Here is a 19409-nt window from a genome sequence, read left to right on the forward strand (position 1 = left end):
GCTGTTTCTCCGGTCTTGTATCGCGATCAGGCGGATGTGGTGGCCGTCGGCACGAAGTCCGGCGTATCGGTGGAGGTGTAGTTGAAGGTGATGTCCTTCCATGTATCCAGCGCGTGCTGGAGCGGCTTGCAGTCCTTGGCCGCCTTGTTGAGGATGTCCGGGCCTTCGGCCAGATAATCCCGGCCTTCGTTACGCGCCATGATCATGGCCTCCAGGGCCACGCGGTTGGCGGTGGCACCGGCCTGGATGCCGTCGGGGTGGCCGATGGTGCCGCCGCCGAACTGCAGCACCGTGTCCTCGCCGAGGTAGTGCAGCAGCTGGTGCATCTGGCCGGCATGAATACCGCCCGAGGCCACCGGCATGCATTTGTTGAGCCCCGCCCAGTCCTGGTCGAAGAATACGCCGTGCTCCAGATTGGTCTTGTTGAACGGCTCGCGCAGCACGTCGTAGAAGCCCGCGATCTGGTTCGGATCGCCCTCGAGCTTGCCGACCACCGTGCCCGCATGGATATGGTCCACGCCGGCCATGCGCATCCATTTGGAGATCACGCGGAAGGACACGCCGTGATTCTTCTGCCGCGTGTAGGTCGAGTGACCGGCGCGGTGCAGATGCAGGATCATGTCGTTCCTGCGTGCCCAGTTGGACATGGACTGGATCGCGGTATAGCCGATCACAAGATCGATCATCACAATCGTCGAACCCAGATCCTTGGCGAACTCCGCGCGCTCGTACATGTCTTCCATGGTCGCCGCGGTGACGTTCAGGTAGTGGCCCTTGACCTCGCCTGTGGCGGCACTCGCCTTGTTGACGGCCTCCATCACGTACAGGAAGCGGTCGCGCCAGTGCATGAACGGCTGCGAGTTGATGTTCTCGTCGTCCTTGACGAAATCGAGCCCGCCCTTGAGCGCTTCATAGACCACGCGGCCGTAATTGCGACCCGACAGGCCGAGCTTCGGCTTGGTGGTCGCCCCCAGCAGGGGACGGCCGAATTTGTCCAGGCGCTCGCGCTCGACGACGATGCCGGTGGGCGGACCCTTGTAGGTCGTCATGTAGGCGGTCGGGATGCGCATGTCTTCCAGGCGCAACGCGCGGATGGCCTTGAAGCCGAACACGTTGCCGATGATCGAGGCGGTGAGGTTGGCGATCGAACCCGGCTCGAACAACTGGATGTCGTAGGCGATATAGGCGAAGTACTGGTCTTCGCTGCCCGGCACCTGGTCGACCCGGTAGGCCTTGGCGCGGTACTTGTCGCAGGCGGTCAGCCGATCGGTCCAGACCACGGTCCAGGTGGCGGTCGAGGATTCGCCGGCTACGGCGGCCGCGGCTTCTTCAGGGTCCACGCCGTCCTGCGGCGTGATCCGGAACAGCGCGATGATATCGGTATCGATCGGCTGATAGTCCGGCTCCCAGTAGCCCATCTTCTTGTAGGGAATGACGCCGGCTTCGTAGCGCTTGTTCTTCTGAATGGTTTCGGCCATGACGAATCTCCTTCGGCTTGTTCTGTCTGAGGTCGTTGATCGGGTGAACGGCTTTCTCGCGACACGCACAGACTAGGTCTCGCCATTGATAAATAAAAGTAAATAGTTATTATTGTTTGGATAAGAAAATATAGGCGCTGCGAACACCTCGTTCAGACCGAAACGCAGTGCCGCCAAACCAAGGTGCGAGATGAACGTAACGCTGCGACAGCTCAAGGTTTTCGAGGCCGTGGCTCGGCATTCCAGCTACACGCGTGCGGCAGAAGAGCTGCATCTAACCCAGCCGGCGGTATCGATCCAGGTCAAGAGCCTCGAGGAGTCGGTTGGACTGGCGTTGTTCGAGCAGTTCGGCAAGCAGATCTATATGACCGGCGCGGGCGAAGAGATCTTGCGTTATGCCCGCAGCATCGCCGCGCAGGTCGACGAGATCGGCGACGTCGTGGCGCGGCTCAAAGGCGTGTCGCTCGGCAGCCTGCATCTGGCGGTCGCCACCACGGCCAACTATTTCATCACGCATCTACTGGCGGCGTTTCATCGCCAGTATCCGGACGTTTCGATCAATCTGTCGGTGACCAACCGGCAGGGGTTGCTCAAGCAATTGGCGGAAAACCGGATCGATCTGGTGGTTATGGGCGAGCCGCCGCCCGAGCGCGATCTGGCTGGGCAGGCGTTCATGGACAATCCGCTGGTCGTGATCGCCTCGCCCGACCACCCCCTTGCGGCACGCAAGCGCATTTCACTGAAAACGGTCGCGGCCGAGCCGTTCGTGGTGCGAGAAGAAGCCTCGGGGACCCGTGCCGCGATGACGCGATTCGCACGCCGGCACCAGATCGCATTCACACCCGCGATGGTCATGACCAGCAATGAAGCGATCAAGCAGGCGGTCGCGGCCGGGCTCGGCCTGGGTCTGGTCTCGGCGCATACGCTCGAGCTGGACCTGTTTGCCGAACGGCTGAAGATCCTCGATGTCGCGCACTTTCCGATCGTACGGCACTGGTATATCGTCCATCGCAAAGGCAAACGGCTGTCACCGGCCGCCGAGGCCTTTCGCGGTTTTCTCGTCGACAACGCCGACACCGTCTGGCCAGCCCGAGGTATTCAGCAGACAATGACCGCGGGTTGATCGCGCGATGCGAGCAGGAAGCCTGCGTGAACGCGCCCGCGCAGAACGCGGGCATCGGTCAGCGATAACGAACCACGCCGGTGGTCACCATCGATTCGATCAGCGGCTGCATGATGATTTCCATGGCGAAGCCCATCTTGCCGCCCGGCACGACGATACTGTTGCGCCGCGACATGAACGAGTCGTGGATCATCGACAGCAGATACTGGAAATCCACGTTGATCTTTTTAGGATCCCGGAAGCGGATGACGATCAGGCTTTCATCGAGCGTCGGGATATAGCGGCTGATGAACGGGTTCGACGTATCGACCGTCGGCACGCGCTGGAAGTTGATGTGGGTGCGTGAAAACTGCGGCGTGATGTAGTGCACGTAGTCGTGCATGCGCCGGAGGATGACGTCCATGACCGCTTCGGTGCTGTAGCCACGCGTGGCGCGATCGCGATGCAGCTTCTGGATCCACTCCAGATTGATGATGGGCACCACGCCCACGAGCAGATCCACGTAGCGGCCGACATCGATGTCTGCGCTGACCACGCCGCCATGCAACCCTTCGTAGAACAGCAGATCGACGTCGTCGGGGATATCTTCCCACGGGGTGAACGTACCGGGCTCCTGTCCCCACGGTTCGGCTTCCTGCTCGTTGTGCAGATAGAACCGACGCTGGCCACCGCCATGTTCGCCGTGCTCCCGAAAGAGTGCCTCGAGCCGGTCGAAATGATTCGCCTCCGGCCCGAAATGGCTGAAGTGCCGGCCTTCGGCTTCGGCCTGACTGACCTGAGCCTTCATTTCCGTGCGCTCGTAGCGATGAAAACAGTCGCCTTCGACTGTAGCCGGCTTGAACCCGTCACGCCGGAAGATGTGCTCCATGGCTTCGCGCACGGTCGAGGTTCCGGCTCCCGACGAACCGGTCACCGCGAACACGGGATGTTTGATCGACATGGGCTCCTCCCCGCACGCGATAGCGTGCAGACCCTTCAATGATGCTGGATTCGGATAACCGCGGGGTAGCGCGTCAGGCCACCTTCTTTTCGTCCTCCGGATCGTACTGACCCAGGGCGGCCGCGCGGTTGCAACGGGCTCGGTGCGCAAGAGCGCTCTGTGCCACATTCACATTGGCCGCATCGCCGCGCCAGGCTGCCAGGGCAGGCTGTTGCAGCGCGCGCGCATACGAGAACGTCAGCTTCCAGGGTGCCTGACCGGCATCGAGACGGTTCATGGCGTCGAGATGAGCGGTGGCATCCTCGTTGCTCTGGCCACCGGACAGAAACGCCACCCCCGGAACCGCGGCAGGCACGTTCGCGTACAGACAACGCAGGGTGGCCGCGGCGACCTCGTGCACGCCTGCCTGCTGGCCGGCATGCTGACCCGGCAGGACCATGCTGGCCTTTAGAATGAGTCCGGCCAGATGCACACGCTGGTCGTGCAGGGCATCGAAAAGGCAACGCAAGGTCTGCTCAGTGGCGTGGTAGCAGCGGTCGATATCGTGCGCCCCGTCGAGCAGCACCTCCGGCTCGACGATCGGCACGATCTCGGCCTCCTGACACAGCGCGGCGTAGCGGGCCAGCGCCTGCGCGTTGGCGACAAGACAGCCTCGGCTGGGCAGACCGTCTCCGATGGTGATGACTGCACGCCATTTGGCAAAGCGTGCGCCGAGCTGGTGATATTCGCCGAGCCGCTCACGCAGCCCGTCCAGACCCTCGGTGACTTTCTCCCCGGGGTGGCCGGCCAGATCCTTTGCGCCGGTGTCGACCTTGATGCCGGGGGTGATGCCGTGATCGGCCATCATCCGAGCGAATGGGCGGCCGTCGGCCGTGGTCATTCGCAGCGTCTCGTCGTAGAGAATCGCGCCGCTAACGTATTCGGCCAGGCCGGGCGTCGATACAAGCATCGCCCGATAGTCGCGCCGATTGTTTTCAGTGTTGTCGATCCCGTAATCGGCAAAACGCTTGCCGCAGGTCGGCGTGCTTTCATCGAGGGCCAGCAGCCCCTTGCCCGCGTCGAGCAGATGACGCGCGGTTTCTTCCAGGACGGATCGGTTCATGGGGTTCTCCTCGGAATATTGGTTTGATGAGCAGATCGATCAGGCTGGCGCCTCGGTTACGCCGAGTACGTCCCGGAGTGCCGCCGCCACGTGGCTGGCGGTCAGCCCGAACAGTTCGAACAGGTCTTCGGCCGGTGCCGACTCGCCGAACCGATCGACGCCGAGTATCAGCCCGTGCGGGCCGACAAATTCGCGCCAGAGGCGCGTCACCCCGGCTTCGATCGCGACACGGGCGGTAATCGTCGGCGGCAGCACGGCCTCGCGGTAGCTGCGCTCCTGGGCGGCGAATATCTCGACGCATGGCATGGAGACGACACGTATGGCGTGTCCCTCTACGCCGAGCGCGCGTGCCGCATCCAGTGCTGGGGTGACTTCGGAACCGGTGGCGATCACCAGCGCATCCGGCGCACGGCCGGGTTCGTGCAGCACATAGCCGCCGCGTAGGATGCCTTCGACCGCGGGAATGTCGCGCCCCAGATGCGGCAGGTCCTGGCGCGAAAGCACCAGCGCCGTCGGGCCGTCGGTTCGCGCGATGGCCGACATCCACGCACCGATGACCTCGATATCGTCGGCCGGGCGCCAGACATCGAGGTTGGGTATCAACCGGAGGCTGGCCACGTGTTCGACCGACTGATGTGTCGGCCCGTCCTCGCCTAGGCCGATCGAATCATGGGTGAATATCAGGATATTACGGATACCCATCAGCGCTGCCATGCGAATGGCGTTGCGGGAATAATCCGAAAAGGTAAGGAACGTGGCCACGAACGGGATGAAGCCGCCATGTAGACTCATCCCGTTGGCCAGGGCCGTCATGCCGAATTCGCGCACGCCGTAATGCAGGTAATTGCCCCGTCCGGCGGGCCGCCTCACGGCGTGCGCGCCGGCCCAGTCCGTCCCGTTCGAACCGGACAGATCCGCGGAACCGCCAAACAGCTCTGGCAGATGGGCGGCGGCGGTCTCGATCATGCTCTTCGAAGATTTACGCGTCGCGGCATTCACGCCTCGCGTCTGGCTATGGTGCATATGACGCATCACGAATTTCTGCCAGCCCTCCGGCAGCCGGCCGCATTCTCTTCGACAGAATTCGGCCGCATGTTCGCCGTAGCGCGCCTCATACCGGGCGAAACGCCCACGCCAGTCCTGTTCGAGTCGGGCTCCGTCCTCGCGCTTGTTCCAGGCCGCGTAGACATCGTCGGGAATGGCGAACGGTGTCGGATCCGCCCAGTCCAGACTGTGGCGTGCGGCCGCTATTTCCTCGGCCCCGAGGGCGGCGCCGTGTGCACCGGCGCTGTCCTGCTTCCCGGGTGCGCCCCAACCGATGATCGTCTGGCAGCAGATCAGCGAGGGCCGAGCGGTATCGGCCCGGGCACTGTCGATCGCGGCTGCGATCGCATCGGCGTCATGGCCGTCGACCTTGGCTAGCACATGCCAGCCGTAGGCGGCGAAACGAGCCGGGGTGTCGTCGGAAAACCAGCCGTCGACCCGGCCATCGATGGAAATTCCGTTGTCGTCGTAGAGCACGATGAGCTTGCCCAGGCCGAGATGCCCGGCCAAAGACGCGGCTTCGTGGGAAATACCTTCCATCAGGCAGCCGTCGCCGGCCAGGCAGTAGGTCCAGTGGTCGACAATCGCCAACTCGGCGGTATTGAACTTGGCCGCCAGACAGGCTTCGGCCAGGGCCATGCCCACGGCATTGGCAAGGCCCTGACCGAGCGGTCCGGTGGTAGTTTCCACACCGGGGGTGACGCCGAACTCCGGGTGGCCGGGCGTCTTCGAATGAAGCTGGCGGAAGTTCTGCAACTCCCTGAGCGGCAGATCGTATCCAGTCAGGTGGAGCAGAGCGTATTGCAACATGCTCCCGTGCCCGTTGGATACGATCAGACGATCGCGGTCGGGCCAGTGCGGATTCGCAGGGTTGAACCGCAAATAGTCGTTGACCAGGACCTCGGCGATATCGGCCATGCCCATGGGCATGCCGGGATGCCCGGAACTGGCCTGTTCGACGGCATCCATCGCGAGAATACGAATCGCATTCGCCAGCCGTCGACGGGGCGGGCGAGCCAGGACTTTCGACGCGCGTTGGCTCTGCACCTCGATGGCTTCCATAAGGGTCTCCTCGCTGGTCCGGCCTGATCGCGGGGGCACGGGCACGGACACGGCTCAATGGCCGCGGTTTCGATCCAATATGGACGAGGTATTTGATAAGTAGAAATAAATATTTATTGGGCTGGGAATAATTGTTCATTATCGTTCGAGCGCGCACGAACCACTGCCGGCGCGGCGGCCCGCGCGGCCGATCGCCGCTGGCCGGCTTACACACGCTCGTGCTAACGTTCTGCTCATGAAGCGCTTTCGTGCATGCCTGCGCCCCTGGTTGGCGATGATGCTGATGTGTCTGATCACGTTCAGCGCACAGGCGTGGGCAGGTCATGTCGACTTGGCGGTCGACCATGAGCCCGGCCGCGCGAGCCTGTCCCATACGGCCGCCGTATCCGGCGTCGACACCGGCCATGCCGAACACGCCGAACATTGTTGTCATGGTTCGGCCCATCTGCTTGGCCTGCATGCCCACCCGGGCACGGCCACCCGTTCACACGCGAGCCGGCCCGGCGCCGTGAATGGCGGACGTTACGACAGCGTGATACACACACCCCCGGTCGACCCGCCCATCGTCTGAATCCTCATCGCCGCTGCCTATACAGGCGGCCGTTTCAATGCATTGAGGATTCATCATGCGTATTTCCCTACGCCTGCAAAAGTCGGCTACGGCCGGCCTTTGTCTGCTGGCGATCGCCGGGCAATCACCTGCGGTCACCTAGATACCCCAGCCGCTCAGGCTGGAAGACGCGCTCGATTGGGCGCACCAGTACAACCCCGTGGTCCGGGCCGCGCGTATCCGTATTCAGCGCCGTACCGGTGCGCTTACGGATGCCGGCGTACCGGTCCCGTCCAACCCGAGGCTGGAGTTGGAAGCCGGTCAGCGAAGCCAACCGCAGGGCAACAGCACCGATATCGGAATCCGTCTGAGTCAGGAGTTCTGGATCGCGGGCCAGGGCGGTCTGCGTGAAAACGCCGCGCTCAGCGCCCTGGCCGCCGCGCGGCTCGACTACGACTTTCTGGCCGCTGGTGTGCGTGCACGTACGCGCGCCGCTTTTCTGTCGGTATTGGTCGCCGAAGAAGCTGTCTCGACAGCCGAGCGCGTCGAGAACGTCAACCGGCGGCTGCAGGCCTTCGCGCGCAAGCGGCTGGATGCCGGGGCAGGCACGCGGATCGAGGCCAACGCCGCGGGTATCGGCTATCAGCGAGCCCGCGCTCTGCTGGCCGAGGCACGCAATCAGGCGACTCAGGCACGACTGCAGCTCAAGGATCGGCTGGCCATCGACCCGGCACGGCGTCTGGCTGTCGTCGGCGATATCGGATTTTCCCAGCAGGAGCTGCCGGAGAGCGATACGTTGCTCACCCGTGCGGTGGCAAGACGAGGCGACCTGGAAGCAGCCGCCGCGCGGGTCGCTGCCGCCAAAGACCAGCTATCGCTGGCAAAACGTCGCCTTGTACCGAATCTGACCGTCTTCGGCTTCTATCGGGAAGAGGCCGGCGGGCGCGGTGACGGTGGCGCCGATATCAGTGGAGGCGGGGTCGGCTTCGAGCTCCCTCTGCTGGATCGCTATGCCGGCGATCGCGAGATCGCCTCGGCCGACCTCGACTCGGCGCGTCTCGATCAGGACACCCTGCAGCGGGCGGTGCGTCTTCAGGTACTGTCCGGTATCAGCGCCTACCGCAGTGCCCGCGAAAGCGCCGATGCCCTCGGCCGCGCCGTGCTCGAAGCCGCCGAGCATACACTCGAACTGACCCGGCGCTCGTTCGCCGCCGGCAAGGTCGGCGCGCCGGCCATCACCTCGGCACAGAACAATCTCATCGACGTGCGCCGCGATTATCTCGAGGCGCTGGGCGCATTGATCGCCGCCGGTACCGATCTGGAAAGAGCCACCGGCGGGCTAGTGGTCATGGCAACCGGGGAGAGCGAAAATGCGCAATGATGCTTGTTGCCCGCGACTGACCCCGACACTGTTGCTCATCGTGGTTTCGGCCATGGGCATTGCCGGCTGTGACGGCGGTGCCGCACCGCGAACCGAGCCGTCCGAACAGCGCGACTCGGGCCGTGAGGGGCACAGCCAGAGCGCATCGCATGCCCCGACCGATCACGATCACGGCGACGCCGAGCCGGCTCATCCGCACGAGTCGGACCACGACGGCACGCCTGACCGGGTCGAACTGAACGCCGATCAGCGCGAGACGCTCGATCTGCAGATCGGTGCCGCTCGCAGCGGCAGCGCCGCTGCGATGGTCACGGCACCGGCCACCCTGCACTTCGATGCCGACCGGGTCGCGCGGGTCGGCCCGCGCCTACGGGCCAAGGTCCGTACCGTGAAGGCCGATCTCGGCGATACGGTCGCCGCTGGCGATGTACTTGCGGTTCTCGACAGCGTCGAGCTTGGCCAGAGCAAAGCGGCCTATCTCACCGCCGCGGCCCGCTATCGCACCCGCGCCGCGGCCTACGAGCGCGATCGCCGGCTAGCCAGCGATCAGATCGTGAGCGAGTCGGATGTTGCCGAGGCGCGCGCCGATTTTCGTCAGGCCGCCGCGGAGCGACGGGCGGCGCGCGCCGAACTTGCGCTATACGGGCTGAACCAGACCGCCATCGATGCGATCAGAGACGATAGCGATACTTCACTGTCGCGTCTGACACTCACTGCCCCGCGGGCGGGACGGATTGCCCGCCGGGATATGGTCGCCGGCGAGACGGTCGGCCCCGACGAAACACCCATCCATATCGTCGACAACCGCCGTATGTGGTTGATGATCGAAGCCGCGGAACAGGCCTTGCCGAGAATCGCGGTGGGCCAGACCGTGCGTTTCGACGTGCGGCCATTGCCCGGCGAGACATTCTCCGGGCGGATTGACTGGATCGCTCCCGAACTCGACCGCGAGTCGCGCAGCGTGCGGGTACGGGCCGTGGTGGACAATCCACAGGGCCGCCTGAAGGCGGGTATGTTCGCCACCGCGCGTATCGATACGGAGGCAAAGGCCGGCGCGAGTGCCCAGCATGCGGTGGTACCGATCGATGCGGTACAGCAAATCGAAGGCCGCTCCGGCGTCTTCGTACCCGGTCCCGAGCACGGGGGCGTGTTCGTGTTCGTACCGGTCACCACAGGCGCGGAGAGCGGCGATGACGTCGAGATCACGCAGGGGCTGTCGCCTGGCGATGCGCTGGTCACGAGTGGCGCCTTCGATCTCAAAGCCGCGCTGACCGCCGGTGGCCGTAGCGCCGCCCACAGCCACTGACCCCGGAGCCAACCATGATCAATGGATTGATTCGCCTGGCGATGGCGAACCGGCTGATGGTGCTCGTGATCGTTGCCACGCTCGCCGTGGCCGGCACGCTGTCCTGGCGCGCATTGCCGCTGGACGCGTTTCCCGACGCCACGCCGCCGCTGGTACAGGTTTATACCGCCAGTCCCGGGCTGTCGCCGGTGGACGTGGAGACACTGATTTCCTATCCGATCGAGATCAGCCTGTATGGCCTGCCGCAACTCGAACGTGTGCAGTCCACCTCGATCTTCGGCCTGTCGCGGGTCGATATCTATTTCGAGGACGGGACCGATATCTATTTCGCCCGACGGCTGGTCAACGAACGGCTGGCCGACGCCCGACGCGACATGCCGGCCGGGCTGGGCGAGCCCCAGCTCGGCCCGCTGACCACCGGACTCGGACGCATTCTGATGTATTCGGTGGAAAACGAACCCGGCGGCTCTCACTCGCTCACTGCACTGCGCACCGCTCAGGACTGGATCGTCAAACCGCAGCTACGCACGATCGACGGTGTCACCGGCGTACTCTCGATCGGCGGATTCGAACAGCAATACCAGGTCGAAATCGACATGGACGCGCTGACCGCACGCGGTTTGAGCCTGGCGGACGTGCGCAATGCGCTGCAGCGCAACAATCGGAACGTGGGCGCGTCGTATATAGAACGCGGCGGGGAAGAGGCGATCGTCCGCGGCTACGGCTGGGTCTCTTCGGGCGCTGCCGGGCTCGACGATCTCCGCCAGACGCAGGTGGCGACGACCGAGGCCGGTACGCCGGTTACCGTCGGCGACGTGGCGCGCGTGGACTACGGTCGGGCGATTCGGCGCGGCGCGGAGCTGGCTAACGGCGAGGAATCGGTCGCCGGCTACGTACTCAAGCTCATCGGCGCCGATACCCAGCGCGTGCTCGAGGACGTGAACACGAAGCTGGCGGAGATCAACGCTGCGCTGCCCGCGGGCATGACGACCTCGGTCTATTATTCGCAGGCAGAGCTGGTCGACAAGGCTACCGGGACGGTAATCGAGGCACTGTCCATCGGGGCGGTGCTGGTTCTGGTCTTGCTGTATCTGTTTCTCGGCAACCTGCGGTCTACGCTCATCGTGATCTCCAGCGTGCCGTTGTCGCTTTTGATCGCGTTCGTGGCCATGCGCGCGGCCGGGTTGTCGGCCAACCTCATGAGTTTGGGTGGGCTGGCGATCGGCATTGGCATGATGGTCGACGGCTCGGTGGTGATGATCGAGAACATCTTCCGTCATTTCGAAAACGATGGCGTGGATGACCGCCCCATGGCCGAGCGCACCGGTGCAGCTGCGCAGGAAGTGGGGCGGCCGATCGTGTTCGCTGTGGCGATCGTGATCATCGTGTTCATCCCGCTGTTCTCGCTCGAAGGCGCCGAGGGAAAGCTGTTTTCGCCCATGGCCTACACGATCAGCTTTGCGCTGGCCGGCGCACTCGCGCTATCGCTCACGCTGGTACCGGTGCTGGCGCTGCTGTCATTCAGGCGGGCCGAGATCGTACGTGAACCACGGTTGGTCGCTTGGCTCAAGCGGGGCTATCGGCCATTGCGCGATGCCGCACTGGGCGCGCCGGGCCTGGTGTTCGGCGTGACGCTCGCGCTGTTCGTCGCCAGTCTTGCCGTGTTTCCGCAGCTGGGCACGGAGTTTCTGCCCACGTTGCGCGAGGGCACCTTCATGGTCCGTTCGACCCTGCCGCCCGGCGCGAGTCTCGACTCGGCGATCGGCTACGGTCAGCGTATCCAGAACACCGTCACCCAGTTCGAAGACGTCACCGATGCCTATTCGCGTGTCGGCCGCGCCGAGGTGGGCGGCGACCCGGAGCCGGTTAATGTGGTGGCGACCACAATCAACCTCAAACCGCTAGCCGACTGGACATCCGGCTATTCGTACGAAGGGTTGCAGAACGCGATGAGCCGGCGACTGGGCGATACGGTACCGGGGCTGGCCAACAACTTCTCGCAGCCTATCCAGCTACGCACCGACGAACTGTTGTCCGGCGTCCAGGCACAGCTGGTGGTCAGCATCTTCGGCGACGATCTCGACCGCTTATCGGCAATTGGCCGCGACGTCGCGGGGCTGGCTCGCAACACCGCGGGCGCAGTCGATGTGCGTGTTCAGCAGCAGGGCGGCAAGCAACAGGTCGTGATCCGCCCGGATCGCGCGGCTCTGGCACGCTACGGGCTCAGTGTGGACACGGTACTGCAGGCCGTATCGCTCGGCGTCGGTGGACAGACGGTCGGACAGGTGTTCGACGGGGTACGCCGTTTTGATATCTTCATGCGCCTGAAGCCCGATCAGCGTGAACGCGTCGCGAACCTGCGCGAACTGTCGCTGCGTACGCCCGACGGGGCGCTTGTGCCATTGTCCCGCGTTGCCGATATCGAAATCTATACCGGTCCAAAGAAGATATCGCGCTCGAACGCCAGCCGGCGACTCTACGTACAGATGAACGTACGTGGCCGCGATATGGGCGGCGTGGTCGACGACCTGCGCACCGCCATTGACGAGCAGATCGACATGCCGGCCGGCTATTTCGTGGACTTTGGCGGTCAGTTCGAGAATCAGCAGCGCGCGATGCAGCGGCTGTATCTGGTCGTACCGGTCACGCTCGGCCTGATCTTTATTCTGCTCTACAGCGCTTTTGCGAGCCTGCGCTATGCCGCACTCATATTCCTCAACGTGCCGTTCGCGGTGATCGGCGGCATTTTTACGCTGTGGCTGTCGGGGCTGTATCTGTCGGTGCCGGCAGCGGTGGGCTTCATCGCGGTGTTCGGCGTGGCCGTTCAGAACGGCGTGGTGCTGGTGGCCTATATCAACCAGCTGCGCGAGCACGGCATGGCCATTGACGAGGCCGTACGCACTGGCGCCGAGCATCGTCTGCGCCCGGTATTGATGACCGCGCTCACCGCCATACTCGGGCTCATCCCATTGCTGCTGGCCGACGGTATCGGCTCGAACGTGCAGCGCCCACTGGCCGCGGTGGTCATCGGCGGGCTGGTGAGCTCGACCCTGCTCACCCTGCTGGTACTGCCGAGCGTCTATCGGTGGTTCGCAGCGCCCGGGGCGAGCCAGACGTGACCCACGCCGCGGCGACAACGAGCGCCCGGATGCTCGGCCGTTCGTTGTCGCTTACACTGACTGCGAGCAGGCCCCGGAGCCCGCTCGCTGACTTGGCCGAGCCGGCCCTGTTATTCCGCACCATGCCGGATCTGGACGCATATGCATCGCACCATCGCCTACGCGCTCGGCAGTGTCGCCGTGGGAGTCGTCGTTCTCGGCCTGAAGTATCTGGCCTACTGGTTGACCGGCAGCGTGGCACTGTACTCGGACGCGCTGGAGAGCATCATCAATATCGTCGCCGCGGGCGCTGCGGTGGTGGCACTGCGCGTGAGCGCCATGCCGGCGGACGACAACCATCCGTTCGGCCATTCCAAGGCCGAATATTTCTCGTCGGTGTTGGAAGGCGTGCTGATCGTGATTGCCGCACTCGCGATCCTGCGCGAGGCCTGGTTGTCGCTTTCGCATCTCAAAGCCATCTCGGCACCGGTCGAGGGACTGGCGATCAATGCGCTGGCCACTCTGATCAACGGACTCTGGTCGTGGGTGCTGATCCGGCAGGGGCGCAAGCTACGCTCGCTGGCGCTCGTGGCCGACGGCAAGCACCTGTTCACCGATGTCATCACCTCGGGCGGCGTGTTTCTCGGTGTCGTGCTGGTCGGGTTAACCGGCTGGCTGATCCTCGATCCGCTGATCGCCGCACTCGTTGCGCTCAACATCCTCTGGTCCGGTTGGGGATTGGTACGAGAATCGGTGGGCGGCCTGATGGACGAATCGTTGCCGGCCGAGGAACTCGACCGTATCCGCGAAGTGATCTTCAAGCATGCCGAGGGTGCCTACCAGGCCCACGACCTGCGAACACGGCTGGCAGGGCGAAAAACCTTCATCGAGTTTCATCTGGTCGTCGCCGGGCAAATGCCGGTGGACGAGGCCCATGAGATCTGCGATCGGCTCGAGTCGGCACTTCATGAGGCGGTCGACGACTGTGTGGTTACCATCCACGTCGAACCCGAGGACAAGGCCAAGATTGCGGATGTTTACGTGCCGTACGAAGGGCCCTGAAGACGTCGGACCTGAAACGCCAGACAGGGGGTTCGCGCGCCTGCGGCCTCGCGTGACGATCATCTGGCACCAGACGGGCAGGGCAGCGGCAGCGAGCGCCCAACGTCCCCCTCTGAGAGCGGTTCGATTGCTTGCGGCGGGCCCGATACCGCGAACCGGGGCGCTCCGACGATCCGGCGTCACCGCGCTGGGCGACTGCATGGGGCGCACAAGACGGCCCGGGCGAGTCGTCACCGTTCGGCGAGGGGGCCAGTGCAGATGCACGTGTCGCTCGACCGGGTAACGACAGACGTTCACGAGCCGCTAACGGTTGCCGATACCGTGAAAAACGAAGCAGACCGCCGTCGCAAGGCGAGCAGACTCCGGCAATCGGGCCCGGTTGATCATCACGACCTGGGGCCGGCTCACGGCAGCCACCCCGAACGGCTGGTCAACCCCGACCGGTGCATGGCGGCCATTCGACGCCGGGATGGATGATCATTAAATGACCAACGCGCCGTGATCGACCACGAGCCATGCGATCCGGCCAGGTCACCAACAATTCATCCACAGGGTTGCCCAGATGCGATGTGCAAAACTTCGCACCGGCGATGCGTTAAGGTTGGTGGGACGTAAGGACGCTCTAAGTACGGCGATACCGTGCAACAGCATCGAACCAGAGCGTTGCAGACTTCCCCACAGAGAGCGTCTCACGACAGGGTATCTGGAACTATGACCACGACCAGCGCCTCTGCCAAGCCGAAAGTCGCGTCCGCCAAGCTCGTGTACAACGAGCTGCGCAGCATGATTCTGAATTTCGAACTCTACCCCGGACGTCGCGTGACCGAGACGGAGCTGGCCGCGTATTTCCGTGTCAGCCGCACACCGATCCGCGAGGCCGTGCAGCGCCTCGAGGCGGAGGGCTATCTGACCGTACGGCCCAAGCAGGGGTGTTTCATTCGCGAGCTGGATATTCAACGTATCCGGCAGTACTACGGAGTACGTATTGCGCTCGAGATGCGTGCCTTGGACCAGGCCGCGCTTTACATGACGGACGCACAACTTACCCAACTCGCCGCGGAATGGGATCCGGACACCCAGCCGGGTCGCGAGGACGATCCCGAGCGTATGGAAGAACGCGATGAGTCGTTTCATCTGCGCCTGGTATGCGGGGAGGCCAATCGGGTGCTCGCCGAGTATCTGCGCGACGTCAACAATCATATCCGCGTGATCCGCCGCCTGGATTTCAGCGACGGCCAACGTATCGACGAGACCTATCGGGAGCATCATCAACTGTGCCAGCTGTTGCTCGAGCGCGATGCAGGGGCTGCCAAACAGCTGATGGTCCGTCATATCGAGCGAAGCGAGAACTTCGCCAAGACCCTTACCCTGACGCAGCTGGCCCAGAGCCGTATTCGCTCACGCCTGGCACAAGACCCTGGGCACTGAATCCGGACCGCATGCCGTGGCTCGCCGTCGAACGGACTGGCCTACAGTGTGCGACCCGGTCGATCGAAGCCTGCGCGCGATCACATGTATTCGAGCAGGCTGAGCACGCAGGCGATACTCAGGCTGGAAGCGATGACGAGACCGCGAAGATGGATACGGCGCCGCCGCTCGGGATCGGGCACGAACGCCAGCAACGCAGCCGAGCGATCAACAGCGACCGCGCGATAATTCGCCAGACTCCGCCAGGCCCCAAGGGCAAAGATCAGGACCAGGCTGGCCAGAATGTAATCGGTGAGCCACATGCGGCTGTCTCCTCGACGGGGGCCTAGGCCGGTCGTACGACGACCAGCGCAACCATCCTAGTCGGCAAGCGTTACATTCCCGTGTGAGGCCATTACCACAAAAGCGGTAGACAAATCGGCGCACACGCCCACCGAACCTTCCGCGTGTTCCGCGCTCCAAGAATCATCGGTCCACGAGACGGCAGGAGCGCCGGGCAGGCCGTGTCGAACACCAGAACAATCCTGTCGATCGTGCGATGCGCGATCCTGTGCGTGGCAGCGAGCCTGCTGATCCTGACGGCGTGCGGAGGCGACGAACAGGTATCTCATGGGCGCTTTGCGAGTGTTTCGATCATCCACGGCGATAGTGACGCGCAGGCAGTCGTGCTTTTTTTCACCGATCGCCGCCTGCCGGCAAACACTCCGCAGCTGGCGGCACGACTCGGCGCCAATCGCGCTCTGGTGGCGAGCATAGACACCAACCGCTTTCTCGACACTTTTGCCGGTGAGACCTCCGACGGCTGCGTCCGTATTGCCGGCGATATCGACAACCTGTCCCGCTATATTCAGGCCTCGAACGGCCTGTCCGGATACCGGCCGCCCATCCTGGTGGGGGTCGGGGAGGGCGCCCGGGTGGTTCGCGCAGCACTAGGCCAGTCCGAGCCGGGCGTATTCACCGGCGGATTGTCGTTGGACATGACCGCCACAGGCGCGCCCGCACAACCGCTGTGTGACGCCGACCGGCCTACGCTGAGCGCGCCATGGTTTGTGAACGTGTCAGGTCAGGACGAAGGCGAACTCGGGCCGCTCATCGCGGATTCGCCGCAGGCAAAGCGTATCGACAGGCCCACAGCCGGCAACGATGTCTCCGCCGTGATCGATGAGGCGATGCCGAAGCTGCGCCAGCGCCAGGCCTCGATCATGACTGCCGCACCCAGCGGCGTACTGTCGGATTTGCCACTGATCGAAGTCCCCGCGACATCCGATCGGTCGAACGACACCATGGCCATCGTGCTCAGCGGAGACGGCGGTTGGGCCGGCCTCGACAAGCAGGTCGGCGCCGGCCTGGCCGCACGCGGCATTCCGGTGGTTGGCTACGATTCGCTGCGTTATTACTGGACATCGCGAACCCCGGATGAAGCCGCACGTGATCTGGGTCGGGTCATGGATTATTACCGCGCACGATGGCATAAAAGCCGGACCCTGCTCATCGGCTACTCGTACGGTGCCGATGTCTTGCCGTTTTTGGTCAATCGCTTACCGGTTGGCGATCGAGACCAGATCGCCCGGGTCATCCTGCTCGGCCTGGCCGCGGATGTTCGGTTCGAATTCCATATCTGGTCGTGGCTCGGTCTCGGCGATGGCGGACGTCCGGTGCGCCCGGAAGTCGATCAACTGGCGCCCGGACTGGCTGTCTGTATCTACGGCCGCGGTGATACCGACAGTATTTGTGATTCACTCAACCCGAAACAGATCGAGCTCAAGGCGCTTGCCGGTGGCCATCATTTCGATGGCGACTACACGACGCTTATCCGCTCGATCATGGACGCGGTGCCGGCGCCGCACGCGTTGTCGAGCAGTGCAGACTGAGCGACCGTACGGCCGTAGTACTCGATAGACTGCGATGCGTAATGTTGCGGATGCGCCCGATGCCTCAGCTGGCGTTGAATAGGCGTATTCGAATCCATCCGTAGCCAATCGAAGACATGCCCGACAACCACGGCCGCTCGGTCAAGAACGATGCCCAATACGAAGCGCTGCGAGAGCAGGGTGCCAGCAAGGAAAAGGCGGCGCGTATCGCCAATACGCCGAACGCGGGCAAGAAAGGGGGCCGCTCCGATCCCTATGACCAATGGACCCGCGACGAACTCTATGCCCAAGCGAAACGCGTCGGTATTGAGGGACGTTCGCGCATGAACAAGCGTAAATTGATCGAAGCGCTGCGATCACACTGAGCCGGGCCCCAAGCGGTCACGCCGTCCCGTATACGTATAAGTGCGGGCATCCCGCGATCCCTTGATCACCCCATGTCCGAGTGCGCCCGGCGAGTTCATATGGCCGTTGGCTGAGGCCGTGCTGCGCTGACAAAGGCCTGGGGACCAGGGCGATCGCTTATCGCGTGGCTCGATCGAAACGGTATGCCCGGAGTGGATCCCGGCAGATACGGATGGTGATCAGAAGTGCGTACACGGATCATGCCGTCCACGGCGTCACCGCCGCAGGCCGAGCCAGCCGCCGATGGGCCGGATATCTGTCCGTCTCCAGCCTTCATCCGATTCAAGCGGGGTTTGATCATGTACAGCGAGCGCATGCTGACAAGCGAGTTATCGCCGCCATCCAGCGCGACCGATGTCGGTGCGTGGCCCGACAGCGCGCCGTTCGTTTTCGACAACCACGAGCCGCGCTGGCCGACCGCCGTGCTGTTGTCATTGCGTAAGCTGCCGTCACTCGCGTTGGTGGTGGCCACCGTCGGCGTCATGCTCGCATTCTGCGGTATCCCGATCATGCTCAACGATGCGGTGGCGCTGACGCCGAAGAGCGCAGCGCCGGGGCTCGGTTTGGCGGGACTGGCCATCGGCCACGCCGTCGTCAAACGATGGCTGTCCGCATTGTCCTGTTCACCGGCCGGCCTCGACGCGATCGCCGAACTGAAACACCGGGCCGCCGGTTACCAGGTCAAGGGACCGCTCGTCGACGCGCAGGCACGAACCCACGACTGCTGGCGGGTCGGTCATGTACGCGAAGCGCACCGCGTCCTCGACCGGATGAACGACAGGGTGACTGAATGGGACGATCGGCCACGCGACCACCGGGGCGTCGCGATCTCCCGACGCGACACGCGTGATCAATCGGCAACCGTGTCATGACCTATAATATGTGATTTAACATAATATACATTATGCGCATTATGATCTGTAGCTCAGATCATTTCTTTCGTTGTTTCGACCGCCCCTGGATCGACGGATATCACCGGCATCGCCGACTGAATGCCTAGCAGCGGGATTGGTCTGGTGACAGGTATGCATGGTCCCGGGCAGCGACCGGTACTACCGCTCACGTCAATGGATCGCGAGTGTTCGCCCCCAGCAGAATGTGTTGTGGTGCGGTGGTAGACAACCGCGTTCGCGCTCAGCAGCCCGACCTGGGGTTTTTACCGGCTTGTGAAGATTGGCCGGCCGTTGAGTCCCGGCTTGACGGCCATTGGAATCGCAGGTGACGCGCGTCTGCAACTGACGCATAATCATCCAATACGACGGGTGGCGCCAGGCACTGGGTGCCCCGTCACGTGCCATGGTGTTGGGGGACTCGGGCATGATGATTCGCGCTTTACTCATGGTCGCGGTATTGACGGTGGGTTTGACCGGTTGTGCGCATTCGCCGGCGCCGAGCACTTCTTCGGCTCCGGTCGAGACCCCTACGATGACCATGCCGCGCGCCTCCGACCGGCCGGCGGGAGCCCGGGTTACCGCGCGCTCGCAGCCGATCGCCGCATCGAGATCGGAAACACCTGCGGTATCGAACAACCCCGCCGTCGCTGCTTCACTTGCTGATAG

Annotated in this window: 17 protein-coding genes; 10 read left to right on the forward strand and 7 right to left on the reverse strand. The window is 63.7% G+C overall.

Annotated elements, in window-relative coordinates:
- Positions 1 to 26: 26 nt before the first annotated feature.
- Positions 27 to 1478: a ribulose-bisphosphate carboxylase large subunit gene (locus tag T31B1_RS08205; RefSeq protein WP_353249000.1), complete on the reverse strand. Its 1452-nt coding sequence runs from the start codon at positions 1476 to 1478 to the stop codon at positions 27 to 29.
- Positions 1479 to 1668: 190 nt separating this feature from the next.
- Here T31B1_RS08205 and T31B1_RS08210 point away from each other — a divergent pair, with 190 nt between their 5' ends.
- Positions 1669 to 2601, forward strand: coding sequence for a LysR family transcriptional regulator (locus T31B1_RS08210; RefSeq protein WP_353249001.1), 933 nt, complete (start codon positions 1669 to 1671; stop codon positions 2599 to 2601).
- Positions 2602 to 2659: 58 nt separating this feature from the next.
- On the opposite strand, the gene T31B1_RS08215 is transcribed toward T31B1_RS08210, so the two are convergent.
- From T31B1_RS08215 to tkt, 3 genes are all read right to left on the reverse strand, one after another.
- The gene (locus tag T31B1_RS08215; protein WP_353249002.1) at positions 2660 to 3541 is read right to left on the reverse strand and encodes a phosphoribulokinase; all 882 of its coding nucleotides are present in this window, start codon (positions 3539 to 3541) and stop codon (positions 2660 to 2662) included.
- 73 nt (positions 3542 to 3614) lie between these two features.
- Positions 3615 to 4643 carry a class I fructose-bisphosphate aldolase gene (locus tag T31B1_RS08220; protein WP_353249003.1) on the reverse strand — a complete coding sequence of 343 codons (1029 nt, stop codon included), beginning with the start codon at positions 4641 to 4643 and terminating at the stop codon, positions 3615 to 3617.
- 39 nt (positions 4644 to 4682) lie between these two features.
- On the reverse strand, positions 4683 to 6749 hold the full coding sequence (tkt, locus tag T31B1_RS08225) for a transketolase (protein WP_353249004.1): 2067 nt from the start codon (positions 6747 to 6749) through the stop codon (positions 4683 to 4685).
- 235 nt (positions 6750 to 6984) lie between these two features.
- On the opposite strand from tkt, the gene T31B1_RS08230 reads away from it, so the two are divergent.
- The 6 genes from T31B1_RS08230 to T31B1_RS08255 all read left to right on the forward strand — a co-directional run bounded on the left by T31B1_RS08230 (position 6985) and on the right by T31B1_RS08255 (position 15574).
- Positions 6985 to 7320, forward strand: a complete 336-nt coding sequence (locus T31B1_RS08230; protein WP_353249005.1) for a hypothetical protein — start codon at positions 6985 to 6987, stop codon at positions 7318 to 7320.
- A gap of 160 nt (positions 7321 to 7480) precedes the next feature.
- Complete coding sequence (locus T31B1_RS08235; RefSeq protein WP_353249602.1) at positions 7481 to 8680, forward strand: TolC family protein; 1200 nt, start codon at positions 7481 to 7483, stop codon at positions 8678 to 8680.
- A complete protein-coding gene (locus tag T31B1_RS08240; RefSeq protein ID WP_353249006.1) occupies positions 8670 to 9986 on the forward strand; it encodes an efflux RND transporter periplasmic adaptor subunit in 1317 nt (438 codons plus the stop codon). The genes T31B1_RS08235 and T31B1_RS08240 overlap by 11 nt, the downstream gene beginning before the upstream one ends.
- A gap of 14 nt (positions 9987 to 10000) precedes the next feature.
- Positions 10001 to 13105, forward strand: a complete 3105-nt coding sequence (locus T31B1_RS08245) for an efflux RND transporter permease subunit (RefSeq protein WP_353249007.1) — start codon at positions 10001 to 10003, stop codon at positions 13103 to 13105.
- Positions 13106 to 13246: 141 nt separating this feature from the next.
- A complete protein-coding gene (locus T31B1_RS08250) occupies positions 13247 to 14146 on the forward strand; it encodes a cation diffusion facilitator family transporter (protein WP_353249008.1) in 900 nt (299 codons plus the stop codon).
- A 711-nt stretch (positions 14147 to 14857) separates the two neighbouring features.
- Positions 14858 to 15574, forward strand: a complete 717-nt coding sequence (locus tag T31B1_RS08255) for a GntR family transcriptional regulator (protein WP_353249009.1) — start codon at positions 14858 to 14860, stop codon at positions 15572 to 15574.
- A gap of 80 nt (positions 15575 to 15654) precedes the next feature.
- On the opposite strand, the gene T31B1_RS08260 is transcribed toward T31B1_RS08255, so the two are convergent.
- Positions 15655 to 15876, reverse strand: coding sequence for a hypothetical protein (locus tag T31B1_RS08260; protein ID WP_353249010.1), 222 nt, complete (start codon positions 15874 to 15876; stop codon positions 15655 to 15657).
- A 201-nt stretch (positions 15877 to 16077) separates the two neighbouring features.
- On the opposite strand from T31B1_RS08260, the gene T31B1_RS08265 reads away from it, so the two are divergent.
- Positions 16078 to 17445 (forward strand): virulence factor family protein, encoded by a 1368-nt coding sequence (locus T31B1_RS08265; protein ID WP_353249011.1) that lies wholly within the window; start codon positions 16078 to 16080, stop codon positions 17443 to 17445.
- 116 nt (positions 17446 to 17561) lie between these two features.
- Positions 17562 to 17810 carry a DUF7218 family protein gene (locus tag T31B1_RS08270; protein WP_353249012.1) on the forward strand — a complete coding sequence of 83 codons (249 nt, stop codon included), beginning with the start codon at positions 17562 to 17564 and terminating at the stop codon, positions 17808 to 17810.
- 95 nt (positions 17811 to 17905) lie between these two features.
- Here the strand turns inward: T31B1_RS08270 and T31B1_RS08275 are convergent, their stop codons facing one another.
- Positions 17906 to 18334 (reverse strand): hypothetical protein, encoded by a 429-nt coding sequence (locus T31B1_RS08275; protein ID WP_353249013.1) that lies wholly within the window; start codon positions 18332 to 18334, stop codon positions 17906 to 17908.
- 25 nt (positions 18335 to 18359) lie between these two features.
- Here T31B1_RS08275 and T31B1_RS08280 point away from each other — a divergent pair, with 25 nt between their 5' ends.
- Positions 18360 to 18722, forward strand: a complete 363-nt coding sequence (locus tag T31B1_RS08280) for a hypothetical protein (protein ID WP_353249014.1) — start codon at positions 18360 to 18362, stop codon at positions 18720 to 18722.
- A gap of 192 nt (positions 18723 to 18914) precedes the next feature.
- Here T31B1_RS08280 and T31B1_RS08285 read toward each other — a convergent pair whose 3' ends face one another.
- On the reverse strand, positions 18915 to 19379 hold the full coding sequence (locus T31B1_RS08285) for a hypothetical protein (RefSeq protein WP_353249622.1): 465 nt from the start codon (positions 19377 to 19379) through the stop codon (positions 18915 to 18917).
- Positions 19380 to 19409 lie beyond the last annotated feature (30 nt).

Source organism: Salinisphaera sp. T31B1 (assembly GCF_040361275.1).
In the GTDB taxonomy this organism is placed as follows: Bacteria; Pseudomonadota; Gammaproteobacteria; order Nevskiales; family Salinisphaeraceae; genus Salinisphaera.

Coding starts and splice junctions, on each gene's coding strand:
- T31B1_RS08220 (WP_353249003.1), bottom strand. CDS start 4,643: ATGAACCGATCCGTCCTGGAAGAAACCGCGCGTCATCTGCTCGACGCG.
- T31B1_RS08250 (WP_353249008.1), top strand. CDS start 13,247: ATGCATCGCACCATCGCCTACGCGCTCGGCAGTGTCGCCGTGGGAGTC.
- tkt (WP_353249004.1), bottom strand. CDS start 6,749: ATGGAAGCCATCGAGGTGCAGAGCCAACGCGCGTCGAAAGTCCTGGCT.
- T31B1_RS08210 (WP_353249001.1), top strand. CDS start 1,669: ATGAACGTAACGCTGCGACAGCTCAAGGTTTTCGAGGCCGTGGCTCGG.
- T31B1_RS08260 (WP_353249010.1), bottom strand. CDS start 15,876: ATGTGGCTCACCGATTACATTCTGGCCAGCCTGGTCCTGATCTTTGCC.
- T31B1_RS08230 (WP_353249005.1), top strand. CDS start 6,985: ATGAAGCGCTTTCGTGCATGCCTGCGCCCCTGGTTGGCGATGATGCTG.
- T31B1_RS08245 (WP_353249007.1), top strand. CDS start 10,001: ATGATCAATGGATTGATTCGCCTGGCGATGGCGAACCGGCTGATGGTG.
- T31B1_RS08215 (WP_353249002.1), bottom strand. CDS start 3,541: ATGTCGATCAAACATCCCGTGTTCGCGGTGACCGGTTCGTCGGGAGCC.
- T31B1_RS08270 (WP_353249012.1), top strand. CDS start 17,562: ATGCCCGACAACCACGGCCGCTCGGTCAAGAACGATGCCCAATACGAA.
- T31B1_RS08240 (WP_353249006.1), top strand. CDS start 8,670: ATGCGCAATGATGCTTGTTGCCCGCGACTGACCCCGACACTGTTGCTC.
- T31B1_RS08255 (WP_353249009.1), top strand. CDS start 14,858: ATGACCACGACCAGCGCCTCTGCCAAGCCGAAAGTCGCGTCCGCCAAG.
- T31B1_RS08205 (WP_353249000.1), bottom strand. CDS start 1,478: ATGGCCGAAACCATTCAGAAGAACAAGCGCTACGAAGCCGGCGTCATT.
- T31B1_RS08280 (WP_353249014.1), top strand. CDS start 18,360: ATGCTCAACGATGCGGTGGCGCTGACGCCGAAGAGCGCAGCGCCGGGG.
- T31B1_RS08275 (WP_353249013.1), bottom strand. CDS start 18,334: ATGACGCCGACGGTGGCCACCACCAACGCGAGTGACGGCAGCTTACGC.